At 38.7% G+C, this 16,575-nt stretch carries 16 protein-coding genes and 1 riboswitch; of the genes, 12 read left to right on the top strand and 4 right to left on the bottom strand.

What is annotated here, in order from left to right:
- Nucleotides 1–172 precede the first annotated feature (172 nt).
- The gene (locus CEQ83_RS19195) at nt 173–1,024 is read left to right on the top strand and encodes a VOC family protein (protein WP_028415076.1); all 852 of its coding nucleotides are present in this window, start codon (nt 173–175) and stop codon (nt 1,022–1,024) included.
- A gap of 474 nt (nt 1,025–1,498) precedes the next feature.
- On the opposite strand, the gene CEQ83_RS19190 is transcribed toward CEQ83_RS19195, so the two are convergent.
- A complete protein-coding gene (locus CEQ83_RS19190; RefSeq protein ID WP_028415075.1) occupies nt 1,499–2,884 on the bottom strand; it encodes a protoporphyrinogen oxidase in 1,386 nt (461 codons plus the stop codon).
- 221 nt (nt 2,885–3,105) lie between these two features.
- On the opposite strand from CEQ83_RS19190, the gene CEQ83_RS19185 reads away from it, so the two are divergent.
- From CEQ83_RS19185 to CEQ83_RS19160, 6 genes are all read left to right on the top strand, one after another.
- On the top strand, nt 3,106–4,431 hold the full coding sequence (locus CEQ83_RS19185) for a metallophosphoesterase (RefSeq protein WP_034328197.1): 1,326 nt from the start codon (nt 3,106–3,108) through the stop codon (nt 4,429–4,431).
- Nucleotides 4,432–4,589: 158 nt separating this feature from the next.
- On the top strand, nt 4,590–5,009 hold the full coding sequence (locus CEQ83_RS19180; protein WP_028415074.1) for a GtrA family protein: 420 nt from the start codon (nt 4,590–4,592) through the stop codon (nt 5,007–5,009).
- A gap of 37 nt (nt 5,010–5,046) precedes the next feature.
- Nucleotides 5,047–6,732, top strand: a complete 1,686-nt coding sequence (locus CEQ83_RS19175; RefSeq protein WP_028415073.1) for a DUF6044 family protein — start codon at nt 5,047–5,049, stop codon at nt 6,730–6,732.
- 12 nt (nt 6,733–6,744) lie between these two features.
- Nucleotides 6,745–7,734, top strand: a complete 990-nt coding sequence (locus CEQ83_RS19170; protein ID WP_028415072.1) for a glycosyltransferase family 2 protein — start codon at nt 6,745–6,747, stop codon at nt 7,732–7,734.
- Between the two features lie 107 nt (nt 7,735–7,841).
- Nucleotides 7,842–8,282 (top strand): hypothetical protein, encoded by a 441-nt coding sequence (locus CEQ83_RS19165; protein WP_028415071.1) that lies wholly within the window; start codon nt 7,842–7,844, stop codon nt 8,280–8,282.
- Nucleotides 8,283–8,363: 81 nt separating this feature from the next.
- Nucleotides 8,364–8,810 (top strand): GNAT family N-acetyltransferase, encoded by a 447-nt coding sequence (locus CEQ83_RS19160; RefSeq protein ID WP_028415070.1) that lies wholly within the window; start codon nt 8,364–8,366, stop codon nt 8,808–8,810.
- A 12-nt stretch (nt 8,811–8,822) separates the two neighbouring features.
- Here the strand turns inward: CEQ83_RS19160 and CEQ83_RS19155 are convergent, their stop codons facing one another.
- The gene (locus tag CEQ83_RS19155; protein WP_014458607.1) at nt 8,823–9,119 is read right to left on the bottom strand and encodes a hypothetical protein; all 297 of its coding nucleotides are present in this window, start codon (nt 9,117–9,119) and stop codon (nt 8,823–8,825) included.
- 121 nt (nt 9,120–9,240) lie between these two features.
- Nucleotides 9,241–9,342: riboswitch (SAM riboswitch) on the top strand.
- A gap of 69 nt (nt 9,343–9,411) precedes the next feature.
- Here CEQ83_RS19155 and CEQ83_RS19150 point away from each other — a divergent pair.
- From CEQ83_RS19150 to alaP, 3 genes are all read left to right on the top strand, one after another.
- Nucleotides 9,412–9,750, top strand: coding sequence for a hypothetical protein (locus CEQ83_RS19150; protein ID WP_028415069.1), 339 nt, complete (start codon nt 9,412–9,414; stop codon nt 9,748–9,750).
- Nucleotides 9,751–9,850: 100 nt separating this feature from the next.
- Complete coding sequence (locus CEQ83_RS19145) at nt 9,851–10,009, top strand: DUF1540 domain-containing protein (protein ID WP_016765258.1); 159 nt, start codon at nt 9,851–9,853, stop codon at nt 10,007–10,009.
- A 316-nt stretch (nt 10,010–10,325) separates the two neighbouring features.
- On the top strand, nt 10,326–11,729 hold the full coding sequence (alaP, locus tag CEQ83_RS19140; protein ID WP_028415068.1) for an alanine permease AlaP: 1,404 nt from the start codon (nt 10,326–10,328) through the stop codon (nt 11,727–11,729).
- Between the two features lie 65 nt (nt 11,730–11,794).
- Here the strand turns inward: alaP and CEQ83_RS19135 are convergent, their stop codons facing one another.
- Together CEQ83_RS19135 and CEQ83_RS19130 are read right to left on the bottom strand one after the other, a co-directional pair.
- Entirely contained in the window at nt 11,795–13,888 is a 2,094-nt protein-coding gene (locus tag CEQ83_RS19135) for a TerD family protein (RefSeq protein WP_028415067.1), read from the bottom strand.
- A 233-nt stretch (nt 13,889–14,121) separates the two neighbouring features.
- On the bottom strand, nt 14,122–14,520 hold the full coding sequence (locus CEQ83_RS19130) for a GNAT family N-acetyltransferase (protein ID WP_028415066.1): 399 nt from the start codon (nt 14,518–14,520) through the stop codon (nt 14,122–14,124).
- A gap of 112 nt (nt 14,521–14,632) precedes the next feature.
- Between CEQ83_RS19130 and pdxR the strand changes: the two genes are divergently transcribed.
- On the top strand, nt 14,633–16,042 hold the full coding sequence (gene pdxR / locus CEQ83_RS19125; protein WP_028415065.1) for a MocR-like pyridoxine biosynthesis transcription factor PdxR: 1,410 nt from the start codon (nt 14,633–14,635) through the stop codon (nt 16,040–16,042).
- Between the two features lie 22 nt (nt 16,043–16,064).
- The gene (locus CEQ83_RS19120; RefSeq protein WP_028415064.1) at nt 16,065–16,574 is read left to right on the top strand and encodes a hypothetical protein; all 510 of its coding nucleotides are present in this window, start codon (nt 16,065–16,067) and stop codon (nt 16,572–16,574) included.
- The last annotated feature ends 1 nt before the right edge of the window (nt 16,575 follow it).

Here is a 16,575-nt window from a genome sequence, read left to right as displayed (position 1 = left end):
CTGTTCATACTATATTATGAGCAGGCGGGCTTATTTAATTGGTTATGCTGTGATATGAGTTTTAAGTTATGATACTAAAATAAATAACTTGACGAAACAAAGTTATAAAAATATAATAAGTTACATAAAGTAAGTTAATTAAAAAATGATCTATTTAAAAGGAGAAATAATCATGAACTTTCACCGTGCACCCCATGTATTTGTTGGGAAAGTAAATTTAAAAGTAGAAAATTTAGAGCGTTCACTTGCTTTTTATCAGCAAATAATCGGGTTTAAACTTTTAGGGAGAAAAGAGAACAAAGCCTTGTTAACAGCTGATGGACGCACGGCGCTTTTATCGATTGAACAGCCGGAAAACGTTACAGCAAAACATCCTCGTACAACAGGCTTATATCATTTTGCTCTATTGTTGCCGACTCGTTCTGATTTAGGAAGTATTCTGCAGCATCTGTTAAATAGCGGTTATCCGCTTCAAGGGGCGTCTGATCATCTAGTGAGCGAAGCGCTGTACTTGGCAGATCCAGATGGAAACGGCATAGAGATTTATCGAGATCGTCCGTCAAGTACATGGGAATGGAATGACAGTGAAGTAGTAATGGCTACAAAACCTTTAGATGCAGAAGCGATATTAGCTGAAGGGAACGGTAAACCATGGACAGGATTACCTTCAGCTACCTTAATGGGACATATTCACCTTCACGTTTCTGAATTAAAGCAAACGGAAACCTTTTATCGAAATGGATTAGGTTTTGAGGTTGTGAGCAATTACCATAATCAAGCCTTGTTTATTTCAACTGGGCGCTATCATCATCACATCGGACTAAACGTTTGGAATGGAATTGGAGCGCCTAGTCCTCTTGAAAGCAGCGTTGGTTTGGACTCATTTGCACTTGTTTTTCCAGCTGAAGAAGCAAGGGAACAGGCAATAAATCAGCTTCGTGAAATCGGAGCAGCTGTGTCTAAAGAAAACCAAGATTTCATCACAAAAGATCCATCAGGAAATATAATTAGATTAGTCCTTTAACATAAAAGCTGCCGCAGTTGGCAGCTTTTATTTATCGCAATGTTCGTCAAAATAGGCAAGAAATGTACACTTTTTTCTCAAATAGTAAGATGATAATGGCGAAAATAGTGTTATTTTCAGGGAAATAAACGAAGAGTCTTATGCTTAAAAAAGTTTGTAAACAAGCGTGCGTGGGAATAAAATACATATCAAGCATCGTTTCTTATCGTTATTGAATCTTTATATAAAGTCTTTTCATATAAAACCTTGAAGGAAGGGAGCGGAAACCTGTGAGATATAAAGTGAAACATTGGCTTAGATTAACTTCAGACGAGCGCTATCTTGTATTGTTTGCTACTGCTGCTTTGCAAAAAGAAAAGCGATAAAAGAGTTGTTAATAGTAAGGAAAGTAGCTTTATATGCTAACGAAAAGGTAATAAAAGGCCTGAAAATAATATATTTATTTTCAGGCCTTTTATTGTTTTCAAACCTTGTTCAAGTCAACTGTTGAGAGATAGCTTCGGCCGTTTGTTTGCCGTTTGTTATACACGCTGCAATGCCTACTCCATAGTAAGAACAGCCGGCTAATGTAATAGCGGGGTGCTTGTCATGCAATTTTCGAGTCAAGCTGCGTACGAGTTCACCGTGCTTAAGGTGATAGGTAGGCATCAATTTATCCCAATTTGTTACGTCGCTTTCAATGGGCTGCTCTTTGATCCCTAAGCTGTTTTTAATGTCCTTTTGTGCCACTGCTAGCAGCTCTTCTTTTGACATCGTCCGCAGGCTGTCAAAGTGGTGACTTGTGCTTTTATAGAACAGGCGAACTAACAAATTCCCTCGCTTAGAAGTGTGAGCCCATTTTTTGCTCGTCCACGTGCAGGCATTGGCAATTAAGTTGCTTGATTGAGAGGTAATAAACCCGGTGCCTTCAGCGGGAAGGTATTCGTCTGGAACGTCATAGCCGATGTACACGCTAATGAGAGAAGAATCTTTTAACTGCTCAAAGTCTTCGTTTAGTTCGGGATCGTTCAACAGATGCTGAGCAGCCGTGTGCGGTGTAGCTAACACCACGTAATCCGCTGAATAGGCTTGCCCCGGCGTAGTGATTTGATAGCGCTCATCGTACTGTTTTATGCTGGTGGTTGGCGTATCTTTTAAAATCGTTACATCAGAAAGCTCTTCTTCTAAGCGGTGAATAATCGTTGATAAACCTTGTTTAAACGAAATGAATTTTTTATTTCCTGCCGTTTTAAATTTTTTTTCATTGGCGCCCATTCCTTTGATGATGCTGCCGTACGTGTTTTTGTAGTCGAGCAGATACGGGAGAGTCGAAGAAATCGTGAGCTTGTCTAAATCGCCAGAGTAGACGCCCGATAAAATAGGTGCAATTTGCTTTTCTACTAGCTCTTCTCCTAAAAAATGTTTTAAAAAGAGTCCAATCGAGCTGTCTTTCGTAAACGTTGTATTTTTAGTAATTAAGTCTTTTAAAGCTGTAATTTTAGCTTTTGAAGAAATCAGCTCGCTTTTAAAAAGAGATTCCACGCTTGTTGGAATACCGAACATGGTATCTTCAGGAATTGGAAGCAGCTCATTAGCAGAGTAAATAAATGATTTGCCCGTTTCGTTATAGACTAAATCGTTTGTTAAGTACAGCTCTTCTAGCAGAGGCATAACGTTTTCTTTTCGAGCCACAATAGAATCCGCCCCTGTTTCCATAATAAATTCCCCAGCTTCACGCGTATTGATTTTCCCTCCTAGATGGGGATGTTTCTCTAGTAATAATAATTTAAGCGGAAGATTACGTTCTCGTTTTAGTTTCTGCAAATAGTACAGAGTGGTTAAGCCCGTAATTCCTCCTCCAATAACAGCGACCGTTTTCAAAATATTCACTCCTACATTTTCAACAATTAGTCTGTAATATACGAAAATCATACCACTATGACTAGGAAAAGTGTAATGAATTGATTGTGAACATAGTGTATGCAAACACGAAAAGAAATATTGAAACTATACGATTATATATTTTGAAATTACATAAAATAAAAGCTCATACACGTAGAGAAAATGACTGAGACGCAGCAGTGAAGGAAGGAGGAAGCATCATGCTCGGCGGTTTTATGGAAACGCTGAAAAAAGACTGGCTCGCTTTAGTATTAATAAGTGTTCTTATATGCGGGATTACCTTAAATGTACGAGCTGAAGAGAAGAGCGGACGAAGCGGATACATCGAACCAAAGCTAGTTTTTCCTGTGATCAGTGATGTTCACATTAAGGAAACAGGAACGCTTGATTTGCGTACTTTTCAACATGCATTAACGCAATTAAATGAACAGGCACCGAAACAAGATGCATTCGTAGTCGTAGGAGATTTGGCCGACACAGGCGCGTTAAAAGAATACGATCGCTTTTTTTCTATTTATAATCAAAATAAACAGTCGCAGGCCGTGTCTCTTTTTACAATTGGCAACCATGAATACCGGGACAGTGTAACCAATCAGCAAGCGCAGCAGCGTTTTTTATCTAAAACCAAAATGAAGTCTCTTTACTTTCATCAAGTGATAAAAGGATATCATTTTATCATGCTTGGAACAGAAAGCCGTCTGACCGCCGGTGATTATTCAATCAAACAAATTAACTGGCTTGCTGAACAGTTGAAGATAGCAAAGCGAGACGATCCTAAAAAACCGATTTTTGTCTTTATTCATCAGCCTATTAACAATACATTGTACGGGAAAAACAGATGGGGGATAGAAGTGAATGAACAGCTTCTTTACAATACGTTAAAACCTTATCCGCAGGTCATTACGTTTTCTGGTCATACCCACCATCCGTTGGACGACCCTCGTACTATTTTTCAAAGAGATTTCACCTCTCTTGCAACGTCTTCTGTTCGGTATATATGGCCTGGTGCTGGATATTTACAAGGTGAACTTCCTCCTGGCTACCGAGATGTGAGTCAAGGTCTTCTTGTAGAGGTTTATAATCGAAAAGTAGTCGTTAAAAGGCGGGATTTTCACGCCAATAAGTGGACGGGAGAAGCGTGGGAAATTGACACACCTGCAGATACAAAAAAATTTCACTACACGAATGAGCGAGATTTAGTAAAACCGATTTTTCTTCCAAGCTCTACTATTTCTGTTATACAAGAAAAAGCTTCAGCAAATCAGCTTTATATCCAGTTTACGCAAGCGGTGGATAATCTGATGGTTCATTCTTATCGCATTACCGTCAAAAATAAAGAAACTGGAAAAGTGGTCAAAACATATAATGCATTTTCTCAATATTACAGCGATCCTGTTCCGGATGTTTTAAGTCTTCCGTTATCCGGTTTGCAGCCTCATACTGCGTATCAAATAGAAGTAGCGGCAGTGGATGCGTTTGATAATCAAAGCGATCAAAAATTAATGATTGAAGGCTCTACTAAATAGCTGAAAGAATCCTGATTTTTATTGATTCTTTTAGCTTTTTTTCATCTGTTTTTAATGTTATTTTCATTAGATTTTTAAGTGGAGTTGCTACACTGAAACTGTATTTAAAGTCATAATATGTAATTTTTATGAAAGTATCAAAATCAAAAGGAGTTTATATGAAAGGATCTTTTGTACGTTTTTTAGTAGTGGGACTGGTCAATACAGCAGTAGGTCTCTCCATTATGTATGTGTTGCTTCATATCTTTCATCATTACTGGATAGCGACGTTCGTTGGCAATGCAGCGGGGGCAGTCGTCAGCTACGTGTTAAATCGAATATTTACGTTTAAAAGCGGAGTTCATTTATCAAAAAGCATACTGCGTTTTATTTTAGTTATTGGCATTTGCTACGGCTTGTCTTACTATATTGGACTGCAGTTCTCCAGCTGGTTATTGCATCAACTTCCTGTTGCGGTGCGTCCGTTCAAAAAAGACGTCGGTATATTAATTGGAACAGGTCTGTATACGCTTTTAAATTATACGGGTCAAAAATACTTTGTATTTAATACAAAAAAAGAAGCAGTCGTCCACGATTAGCTTTTAGTCATTATGAAATGGAAATAGGTGTTAACAGATGAAGAAAGAAACAGCTATGAATAAAGAAAAAACATTGCTTATTATCGCTTTCCTTTTGCTGCTTGCGTATGTATCTCCTATGTTTTTGCTTGGGGAAAATTCACATATACGCGTGCATGATAATTTAGACTCAAATATTACGTGGTATAAAGTTCTGCATCGAAGCGGAGAGCTGTTTGGCTCCAGTCATGCCGTATTACCTCAAATTATTAACGGATTGCCGAGGAATACGTTTGGAACAGAATTTAGCGGTATCCAGTGGCTATATGGTTTATTCCCGACCATGCTTGCATACAGCCTGAGTCAAACGATCACGCGCGTATTTGCTTTAATTGGAATGTATTTGTTATTAAAAAAGCATTTTATTAAAAGCAAGGATGCGTATGCGATTCGAGTGCTTGTATCGCTTGCTTTTGCACTTACGCCATTTTGGCCTTCGGGCATGCTGAGTACATTAGGACAGCCGCTGGCGCTGTGGGCGTTTTTAACCATTCGAAACCGCGAAGGAACGTGGAAGGAATGGCTTACACTTTTACTGCTCCCGTTTTACGCGAGCTTTGTGCTCGGGTTTTTCTTCTTTTTAGCAGCGATGGGGCTGCTATGGCTAAGAGACGTAGTAAAAAAACGAGCGTGGAATATTCCTTTTTTAAGCAGTATTGCAGCGATGACTGCTGTCTTTCTGCTCATTGAATACCGACTTGTTGATTCGCTTTTATTTCCGGAGGCCCCGACGAGTCGAAATGAATTTTTAAGCTCTACTCTAAGCTTTGGACATTCCGTTCGCCTTGCTTTGAAGAACTATACGCTCGGGCATACGCATGTAATGACGCTTCATACTTTTGTCATTTTACCGCTTTCTTTTGTCGTATTGTGGTTTGTTGCTCGAAATCGCAAGGAAAAGCTTGAAAAAACGTTTTTGCAGTTATTTATTCTTAATCTACTACTGTCGATTTGGTATGCGTTTTGGTTTTATAAAGGTTGGGAGCCGCTAAAAGAAAAATATCAGCTTTTTAATACGTTCAACTTTGCTAGATTTCACTTTTTACGCCCGCTCATTATTTATTTGATGTTTGCCGTTGGCGGCTATGTTTTGTGGAAAAGGAGCAAGGCGTGGAAAAAGTTTGTGTGGGTATGTTTGATTTTACAGCTGCTTTTGTTATTTATAGCAAATCCTGAACTTTACTATCGCTACAATCACGAGCCTTCAGTCAAAGAATTTTATGCTGTGCATCAATTTGATGAAATAAGCAGATATATTGGAAAACCTAAATCATCTTATCGCGTAGCGAGCATAGGGCTTCATCCATCAATTGCTCAGTATAACGGCTTTTATACGCTAGATACGTATAACAACTTCTATCCGTTAACATATAAACATGAGTTTCGCAAAATTATTGCCAAAGAGCTTGATAAAAATAAAAAACTAGAAAGCTACTATGATCATTGGGGCAATCGCTGCTATGTGTTTGTTAGCGAGCTAGGGAAAAAATATGATTACCGAAAAGACTCAACGAAAAAAATCCGTCATTTGCAGCTTAATATCAGCCAATTTAAGAAAATGGGCGGTCGCTATATTTTTTCAGCTGTGCCAATTGAAAATGCTGAAAGCGACGGTTTGCACTTTTTAAAAGCATTTAACGATAAACAGTCCGCTTGGAAAGTGTATGTATATGAAGCAAAGTAAGGGGGCAATAACATGAACAGACCTATTTTAACGATCGTGGTTCCATGCTACAACGAAGAAGAAGTATTCACAGAGACGTCTTTTCAATTAACTACTGTAGTAAAAGAACTGATTAATGAACGACTTGTATCAAGTGAAAGCACTATTTTATTTGTAGACGATGGAAGTAAAGACAGCACGTGGTCGCTTATTGAAAAAGAAAGCTGCAGCAATTTGTTTGTAAAAGGGTTAAAGTTAGCGCGAAATGTAGGACATCAAAATGCTTTGCTTGCAGGATTAGAAGTAGCTCATAAGCAATCTGACTGCGTCATTTCCATTGACGCGGATTTGCAAGATGATATCAGCGTCATTCGTACTTTTGTAGAGAAATATTGGCTCGGGTATGAAGTTGTATATGGCGTTCGAGACAGCAGAGAAACCGATACATTTTTCAAACGAACCACGGCAGTAGGGTTTTATCGTTTTATGAACAAGCTAGGAATTCAGCTCATTCAAAATCACGCTGATTTTCGCCTTATGAGCAAACGTGCTCTTGGTGAACTCATGAAATATAAAGAAGGAAACGTCTTTTTGCGGGGCCTTGTACCATTAGTAGGATTTCGCTCCACGGAAGTCACATATGACCGCAAAGAACGGACGGCGGGTGAGTCAAAATATCCGCTAAAGAAAATGCTCGCTTTTGCATTTGACGGGATTACGTCTTTTAGCGTAGCACCTATACGCTTACTGACGCTGCTTGGAGGAGCTTCGTTTCTCTTTAGTATTTTGTTTGGCATTTATGCGCTGATTCAAAAATATTTAGATCATACGCAAATTGGCTGGACGTCTCTTATTTTATCAATTTGGCTTGTAGGCGGCCTGCAGCTAATGGGAATAGGTCTTGTCGGAGAATACATTGGCAAGATTTTCAACGAAGTGAAACAGCGTCCTAAATATGCGATTGAAAGAGATTTATATACAAAACACTCGTTAGACAAACAAAAAGATTTGCTGATGCATTAATTAAGAAGCTTCTCCTGAATGGAGAGGCTTTTTTGTTAAAGTGTTTATCATAATTTTTAAGGTAATAGGAGATGCTACTACTAAAATTTCTAAGGAGATCAAAATCTATGAAAAGACTACTTTATACAGTCAGCACTTTTTGTTTTGTTTGGCTTGCTTTTGCAACCATTCATGTCAGCGCTCTTTCGATTGAGAAACTTCCAATGAAGAAATCATCTGAACAATGGTCGGTCGAACTGACAAAAGCGAGCATGACGGGAGATAATCAGCTAAAGTGGAAAAATAACGTCTATCATACATATGGATTAACCGTTGAAAACATTGGAAAAGACGTAGAGCGTGTGCAGGTCCAAGCTTTTAGGCACGAAGGAAAAAATAAGGCGAAATACAGCTTGTTTTCTCCTATTGAAAGGTCTAACTTAAGCAAAAGCGGTCAGCGTTTTCGCTATGCCAATTTTGCTGTTCCTGGAAAAGCGGCAGGCTTAGACATCATGATTAACTGGACGGATGAACAAGGCAACCATCAAGAACATTTTGAATTTAAATAAAAGTCTTCGCTTAGGCGAAGACTTTTTTTTGCAGGAATTTATCTCTGTATGTGGAAAACGAACACGAAAGGAGAGATTGTGATGATTGCAAAAGCTACTGAAGAAGAAATACAGGAAATTCGGACGAAATCTGCTGATGCGCTGTTTGAAGGAACAACGCATCAGTTTCAACCGTCAACTGAACGCGTAAATGAACTAATTGATAATGCCCTTGAAAAAGGGTGTTATTATTTAGTATCTAGACAAGAAAATAAACTTGCAGGCTGGGTTTTTGTCGGTCCATCTGCCGACTTCTTTTCAAAAGCAGAAATTGGCTTTATCTACGAGTTATATGTTTTACCAGAATACCGCGGGCAAGGTCTAGCCAAGCCGTTAATGCAAAAAGCAATTGATGAATTGTCTATCAAAGGATACCCTGAAATCAGACTCAGCGTTCATGCTGGGAATTTTGCACAGCATGTGTACCGTGAACTTGGATTTGTAGATAAACAAATATCAATGAGCCTACAGGTGGCAAAACGTCCGTAATGTTGGTGAATGTCAGCGAGTCCATAAAACATAAGATGTTATACATGCGATGAGGTTCGGTAATGAAAGTAAAAGCAAATAAGTAGCCCAAACGGTGCTTTTATCCAGTGATTCAACAGCTCCGGCACCTGTATTACCTGAGGAGGGGGGATCTTCAAGCGCGTTCATAACTAAAGCCGCCGCTGCTAAAATAATCCCTCCAATGCTTCCGGTTGTTTTGACAATTGCAACGTGGAAAGTAGATGAAAAAGCAATGCTAAGAAGCAGCAGCAAGCTTCCCAAAAAAGCAGATAACATATATCGTTTCATGTGCTCACCATCCTTTATAAAATCATACCATATTTTACTTCTTTTTTCTTTTTATTGAAAAGCTATTGACGTAACCTATAAAACATATTAGAATAGTCAGAAATAATTTAAAAGCGAAATATTCTTATCTAGAGAGGTGGAGGGACTGGCCCTTTGAAGCCTCAGCAACCACAATCATTGAATGGTGCTAATTCCAGCATAGCCTAGCTCTGACAGATAAGAAGAGGAATCTTTTTCTATGATGAAATCCTCTTCTTAGGAAGAAACATTTCGTATAGAAAAGGTGATGACATTGAAAAATACACAACAGGCGCTAAGCGTTGATGATTATTTAGATCTATACTTGTTAGCAAAAGAACTAAAAGACGAAACGTGGCAGCAGGAAATTTTAGCCGCGCTAAAAACGAAGCAAAATCGTTCATTTGAAGACAAACAATCCGCACTCGTTCAAGAAATATGGGAAGATTTTAAACAGTTAAATGAAGATATTTCTTTTACGTATCGCTTAATTCAAGAAGAGCCAACTAATGAACAGTTTCAAGTTAAATTAAGGAACTTGAGAGAACGGCGGATCACGCTGAGTCGTGAATTATATTTAGCTAAAAAACAGTATGTTGAACACACGCAGTAAAAGGATCCGCTTGATAAACAAGCGGTTTTTTTGCATGTAAATGTTAGAAGCGTTCTATTTCGGGTAGTAAATAGATAAGACAAAAAAAGGAGGGATAACAGTGGCCCAAGGTGTATTATGTGAAGTGAATGAGTGCATGTATTGGAAATCGGGAAATAAATGCAGTGCAGAGTCCATTTACGTTGTGAGTCCTGAAAGTAGTCACCATGTTTCTGAAACGGAAGAACCTGGCTGTAAAACTTTTGAACCCGCGAGATAAATGCTAGTTTTATAAAAAAGCATAAAATGAACGATGCGCTGACGGAGTTGAGTCGGCGTTTTTCTATTTTTAAAAAAATACTATTACTTAGGTGCGATAATAAATACATAGTAAAAAAGCAGTGTCTACGTCTAATTGTGCGTTTAAACAAAATGATACGATAATTTTTTTGTTTTTCGACAAAAGAAAAACGAGAGAAAGGTGATAGAATACAAATATACAGCCTAGCTGACTTTTAGCATAAATTTATATGAAAGCGCTAACAAAAAAGCTGTATTCATCTCGTTTTGACAGATTGGAAAAAGGGGAGACGTTTATGCAGGGGAAAACTCAGGGGAAAGAATTGAAACGCGGGTTAGAAGAAAGACATGTGACGCTGATGTCCTTAGGAGCAGCCATAGGGGTAGGGCTGTTTCTTGGATCTGCATCTGCTATTAAATTAGCAGGGCCGGGAATATTATTGGCGTATGGATTTAGCGGAATGATTATGTTTTTTATTATGAGAGCACTTGGAGAAATGGCGATTCAAAAACCTGTTGCAGGTTCATTCAGCAAGTACGCGCGCGACTATTTAGGGCCCCTTGCTGGTTATCTAACAGGTTGGAACTACTGGTTTTTATGGGTTGTAACATGTATGGCTGAAATTACAGCCGTTGGTATTTATATGGGATATTGGTATCCGGATGTACCAAACTGGATTTGGGCGTTATCGGCGCTTGTCATCATGACAACAGTTAACTTCTTAGCTGTTAAGGCATATGGTGAACTGGAATTTTGGTTTGCACTTATTAAAATTTTAGCGATTGTGTTAATGATTGCCGTTGGATTATTAATGATTGTGTTTGGAATCGGGAACGGCGGCGTTGCGACGGGTATTAAAAACTTATGGGACAACGGCGGGCTGTTCCCGAACGGATTCAAAGGTATTTTACTGTCGCTGCAAATGGTTATGTTTGCATATTTAGGAATTGAAATGATCGGCGTTACCGCGGGAGAAGTGAAAAATCCAGAAAAATCTCTAGCAAGAGCGATTGATTCGGTCTTTTGGCGTATTCTTATTTTCTACGTTGGTGCATTATTTGTCATTATGTCGATTTATCCTTGGCAAGAAATTGGTTCACAGGGAAGCCCGTTTGTATTAACATTTGAAAAAATCGGGATTCCAGCAGCGGCAGGCATTATTAACTTTGTGGTGCTAACAGCAGCTCTTTCTTCTTGTAACAGCGGTATTTTTAGTACAGGCCGTATGCTGTTTAACTTAGCAGAGCACGGAGAAGCTCCAAAAGGATACGGTCAGCTGACAAAAGGCGGCGTACCTGGAAAAGCTGTTTTAGCATCAGCGGGTGCGTTATTAGTCGGAGTAGCGTTAAACTACATTGTGCCTGCCAAAGTATTTACGTGGGTAACAAGCATTGCAACATTCGGTGCGATTTGGACTTGGGGAATTATTTTGCTTTCTCAAATTAAGTATCGCAAAACGCTAAAAAAAGGTGAAGAGGCAAAGTTAAAATACAAAATGCCTTTATTTCCGTTAACGTCTTATGTGTCACTTGCGTTCCTAGCGCTGGTGGTTGTTCTTATGGCGTACAATCCAGATACAAGAATTGCAGTTGTTATCGGACCACTATGGTTTATCGGTCTTATTATTGCGTACTACGCAAAAGGATTTCATAAACGAAGTCAAGGTTCAGCTGGGACTGAGCAAAAGCTAGTGAAGTAAACGAAAAGACCTCTTTCTTGGAAAGAGGTCTTTTCGTTTATTTGTTCTTACTTTCCTATAAATAATTAGTTTAGATAGGTTTCAATAATTGTTTCAATATCATAAGGAGTAACACCTTCATCAAGCGAATAAATAGTGTCAGCTTTTTGTTTGTCATGGACAAGTGTTCCTCTAGCTTGTGCGTGAAATGAAAAAAGATCATAAAGCGTTGGCTTTAACAGCTTTGTCATGGCTTTTCCCATAAGAGAGACCGAACCATTGTTTTGTTCAAGATTATTTTCAAATTCAACATGGTGATGCAGCGAAATATCCGTCCAGATTAATTTTCGCTCTTGTAAATCAAAAATTAAAGGGATGGAGATGGTGGAATCACTAGCAAGATCTACTTTATTTTGTACGGTAGAAGGTTCGAATATCTCGCCGGACTCTATGTGCTGTCTCATCATCCATCCTCCAAAACATTCGGGAAGCATAACAAAAGGCTGGACAGAAAATGAATAAACGTTCATCAATATATAACGGCCGCCTTTTTTTAGAATCGTAGGGATATGCAAGTCAATAAATTCACATGCCCCGTTAGGAGCAGATGTAATATCTCCGCTGTGAAAAGCTTTGAAGCTTTTTGAAGATAAGTTTGTATAAGAAATATGCTCTTTATACTGCCAGTTTTCATCGTAAATTCCGGCAGATAAATCAATATCTACACTACCGGTATGTTCACCATTTGCAAAGCCTTCTTTCCACCAAATGAAAAAACGAAGCGTATCGCCTTCAGGAATTGTTAATTTACTTCCCCTGCTAATCGTTTTTAATGTTTTGCTGCTTGAACGCTGTGAAAACGGTATAGTTTGTTCACGCAAACGTTCATCAAGCCATACATTTCCAAGAGGTGGCAACTTAGCAAAACGGTCATGTAAAGCATCTTTGCATGCATCTATTACACCATCACAAAGATTTTTACGAAGAGAGGGTAAGGGATTATCAAGCGCCATTACTTTGGACACATTCCCTTTTGGAAACACTACGCGCATATCTTGTCTATGATGTCGATGTTTCATATGTGAATAGAGCTGAAGCAGTACTGGCGTAGAGACGTGATGAGCGACCGCTGCAAATGCTGTAATAATAGAAGCAGCTTCTTGTTCCCCAGTAGATAAGCGCAGCAAATGGTCAATTCGTCTAGCAAAGTCACCTGGACGTTTTTCTAAAAGTGAAACTGCTTTTGAGACGTCTTGTTGCTCGAGTGCTTTCTCTAATTTACTATAGAACGTCAATGGTCTTTTATGATTCCGAACAGTATCGAATCCTTTAGCAGCATGAGGAAATCGATGTTTGTATTCTCCAGGATGTAAAATTTCACCTAAACGAATCCACTTTACTTTATAACGAAACATATCTTCTTCTACGTTTGGAGTGCTTTCTAGCAGCTGCAACAAGCTTCGGCGTTCAAAACGACTAAACTTCTTAAATAAAGTGGGTGATGAAAGGCTAATATCGCCATCAGATAAAGCGGTTGCCAAACGTAAGACATCTGTTGCTGTTTTAAAATAAGAAGACAAGACATCAATAGGTAGTTTTTTTGTCTTAATTAACACTGAGCTAACAAATGCAGCATTTTCTTTTTGAGGAATGACTGCTGGAAGTAGATCTAATGCCGGTAAATTGATAAGAGACCATTCGATGTCTGCTCGATCCGTTTGCGATAATGAGGTATTGGCACCAATTAATTGGCATATCATAAGGTCAAATTCTTCATCTGTTCCGAGGTCAATAATCCGTAAATCTGTAGTATCTAACAGTGGAAAAACATCTTGTTTTTCACTGTTTGGTAAAACCCCAGTCAGATAGTGAAGTACGGCATTTATGTATAGTTCTGCTTCGGAAGCTTGCATGACTTCGTTTGGAAAGTTAGGATACATCGGTTTATATTTGACATGAGCGCCAACAAGTCTTTTTAAAGATAAGAGAAGCTGCTCATAAAAAGACATAAATTCGTAGAACGGAAGAGTGAGTAACCGATCAATTAAAGAAGTTGAAGCTGTAAATCCTAATGCCTCAATGTTTTTTAACATGGAAGCTACATAAGCAGGGGGTAATATATCTGATCCTTGCTTCACAATTACTTTAGACTGTCTTCTTAAAAAAATATCGTTTTTCATTCAAACACCACCATGTATGATTTGCACAGAAAAAGCCAGGCGCTGTGCTTCCTGACTTTGAATATATGTATAGTTAAGTTAATAGATTAAGGAAAGCGATACCTCTAAATTCTAAGAGTTGGATGAGAAGGAAGAAGTATCATAGCCTTAATCTTTGAATATTGTAACATCATATCAAAAAGATGTAAAATAATAATAGTTTAGTAATAAAAGGAATTTTTTATCTTTTTTATCTATCGAATTCTCCCAATTTTAAACCCATTATCAATCTGATGAAAGCCGACTTTTGGATAGTAGTTCATAGCAGAAGGAGCGGAAAGTAAAATGAGCGCGGCTTCTTCACCGATTTCTGATTGAACGTGCTTGATGAGCTGTGTGCCGATTCCTTGATTTTGATAGTCTTTTACGACAGCTAAATCCGATAAATAGCAGCAGTAGCTAAAATCTGTTAACGCTCTGGCTATGCCAATGAGTTCGCTGTCTTTCCAAGCGGTAACAGTAAGGGAAGCATGATCAAGCATTCTTTGAATCCGATCAAGATCTTGTGCCGGACGTTTAATACCTGAATGTACAAACACTTCAGCAGCTTGTTCGGCACGGATTGAGACGTTGGTTTTGTAAGTAATGGTCATTGTGTCATCTCCTTGATTTATAAGATATAGTCCAGTATATGAAGAATCTGAACTGAGAATAAGTGTCAGAAACAGTAAATTTAATAGGGTCAGTTAGAAAGGAAAGAACATCATGTTAGAGTTAATGCCTTTGCTCGATAAAAGAAAAGCAGATCCCTTATACATGCAGCTTTATACTTACATAAAAAAACAAATTCAAAAAGGCACCATTCCGCCTCATGAAAAACTGCCTTCTAAACGAAAGTTAGCTCTTCATTTAAGCATTAGCCAAAATACGGTTGAAGCGGCTTATGTACAGTTAGAAGCTGAAGGCTATATCGAGATACTAGCCAGGAAAGGAGCATTTGTAAAAGAGATAAAAAATGAAGTCGTGCTTCAAAAACAGCCTCCCGCCTATGTCTCTTTACCGGAAGAAGAAGGGAAATCAACTGTCATTGACTTTAGCCATGGAAAGGTAGACGTAGAAAAATTTCCGTATAACACGTGGAAAAAGCTAACGGTTCAAACTATTTATCATGATGAAAGCCAGCTTTTTTATAGCGGACATCCACAGGGCGAACTGCTTCTTCGTCAAGAAATTGCAGCGTATCTTTATCATTCAAGAGGAGTGCGCTGCACAGCGGAGCAAATTGTGATAGGTGCAGGTACACAGTACCTCATGTGGCTGCTTTCTGTCATTCTAGGAAAAGAAAAGATAATTGGGTTCGAAAACCCAGGCTTTCACCGAACGAGGCACGTTTTTCAAGAACAAGGCATGTCGGTCGTCCCTATTTCTCTTGATAGTTCTGGCTTGAAAGTGAAGGAACTGAAAGAAGGCGGAGCGGATGCGGTGTACATTACGCCGTCTCATCAATTTCCTGTTGGGATGGTCATGCCGATAGCAAGAAGACTTGAACTATTAGAGTGGGCGGCAGAAACGAATGGCTATATCATAGAGGATGACTATGACGGAGAATTTCGCTATAAAGGAAAACCGATTCCGGCCCTTCAAGGATTAGATCAAGACGATCGCGTTATTTATACGGGTACGTTTTCAAAATCGTTGATGCCTTCTCTTCGAATAAGTTATGCCGTGCTGCCACACCGGCTTCTTACAAGTTATATGAAACACTGTGGACTTTTTAAACAGCCTGTTTCAAGGCTTCATCAGCATACGCTTTTTCTGTTTATGAAAGAAGGGCACTGGGAACGTCACTTGAATAAAATGAGAACAGCATACCGTAAAAAACAAGCGCTGCTGCTAGATTGTTTGACTACTATTATGGGAGAACGTGTAGATGTTATTGGAGAACATTCTGGCTTGCATATTCTTCTTAGGGTAAAAAAAGGAATGAGTGAACAGAAACTAATTGAAGCAGCTGCCAAACAAGGGGTAACGATTTATCCAACATCTATTTATTATCATAGTGCGGGTGAAAACAACACGCCCTATGTATTGCTTGGATTTGCAGGATTGTCTGATGGAGAAATAAAAACAGGTGTAAACCTGCTGTTTAAAGCTTGGTTTGAACAGAAGGATTGAGAGGTACGCTGGGGGGATTTCTATGAAAGTAAAGCGGAAATTGTTTGGTTTATGGACAGGAGAGCTTACGGCAGCTTTACTGTTTGCTGCGCTGTGGATAGGGTACTTAAATGAGTTTTCTCATCTGGCTTTTTATTTAACAACGTTTTCAAGTGTGTATGCTTTTATTATACTTGAGTTTATCCTGTTTCAAGGAAGCTTGTACTGGTTTATGAAATGGAGGCGGGTGAGCCGAAAAGAAGATTCTCATTTGCCCTCCAGCTACATTCAGTTGTTTCTGCTTTTTAAAAAAATGAATAAAATTCTTCTTACGTTAGGTTTAGGTGTACTCATTTACCACTATATGCAGTTAGGGGTTAAGGGACTTGCTTTTTTTCTAGGCCTTTACGCGTTTGCTTGGATTGAATATATTAACTACTATGTGATTAGACTTGCTTATCAAAGTCCAAGTGAAATCAAAGAATTTTTTGAGCAAAAAGGCTTTAAACGATCTATTTTAGCGAGAGAAATAGATAAAAACCAGCGCGTTTGAT

Source organism: Priestia megaterium (genome assembly GCF_009497655.1).
Lineage (GTDB): Bacteria > Bacillota > Bacilli > Bacillales > Bacillaceae_H > Priestia > Priestia zanthoxyli.
Note: the sequence above shows the minus strand (reverse complement) of the source record. Positions and strands in the feature narration are given on the sequence as shown.

Bases quoted from the DNA above. Each gene is read 5' to 3' on its own strand.
- CEQ83_RS19195 (WP_028415076.1), top strand. From the start codon at position 173: ATGAACTTTCACCGTGCACCCCATGTATTTGTTGGGAAAGTAAATTTA.
- CEQ83_RS19185 (WP_034328197.1), top strand. From the start codon at position 3,106: ATGCTCGGCGGTTTTATGGAAACGCTGAAAAAAGACTGGCTCGCTTTA.
- CEQ83_RS19180 (WP_028415074.1), top strand. From the start codon at position 4,590: ATGAAAGGATCTTTTGTACGTTTTTTAGTAGTGGGACTGGTCAATACA.
- CEQ83_RS19175 (WP_028415073.1), top strand. From the start codon at position 5,047: ATGAAGAAAGAAACAGCTATGAATAAAGAAAAAACATTGCTTATTATC.
- CEQ83_RS19170 (WP_028415072.1), top strand. From the start codon at position 6,745: ATGAACAGACCTATTTTAACGATCGTGGTTCCATGCTACAACGAAGAA.
- CEQ83_RS19165 (WP_028415071.1), top strand. From the start codon at position 7,842: ATGAAAAGACTACTTTATACAGTCAGCACTTTTTGTTTTGTTTGGCTT.
- CEQ83_RS19160 (WP_028415070.1), top strand. From the start codon at position 8,364: ATGATTGCAAAAGCTACTGAAGAAGAAATACAGGAAATTCGGACGAAA.
- CEQ83_RS19155 (WP_014458607.1), bottom strand. From the start codon at position 9,119: ATGAAACGATATATGTTATCTGCTTTTTTGGGAAGCTTGCTGCTGCTT.
- alaP (WP_028415068.1), top strand. From the start codon at position 10,326: ATGCAGGGGAAAACTCAGGGGAAAGAATTGAAACGCGGGTTAGAAGAA.
- CEQ83_RS19135 (WP_028415067.1), bottom strand. From the start codon at position 13,888: ATGAAAAACGATATTTTTTTAAGAAGACAGTCTAAAGTAATTGTGAAG.
- CEQ83_RS19130 (WP_028415066.1), bottom strand. From the start codon at position 14,520: ATGACCATTACTTACAAAACCAACGTCTCAATCCGTGCCGAACAAGCT.
- pdxR (WP_028415065.1), top strand. From the start codon at position 14,633: ATGTTAGAGTTAATGCCTTTGCTCGATAAAAGAAAAGCAGATCCCTTA.
- CEQ83_RS19120 (WP_028415064.1), top strand. From the start codon at position 16,065: ATGAAAGTAAAGCGGAAATTGTTTGGTTTATGGACAGGAGAGCTTACG.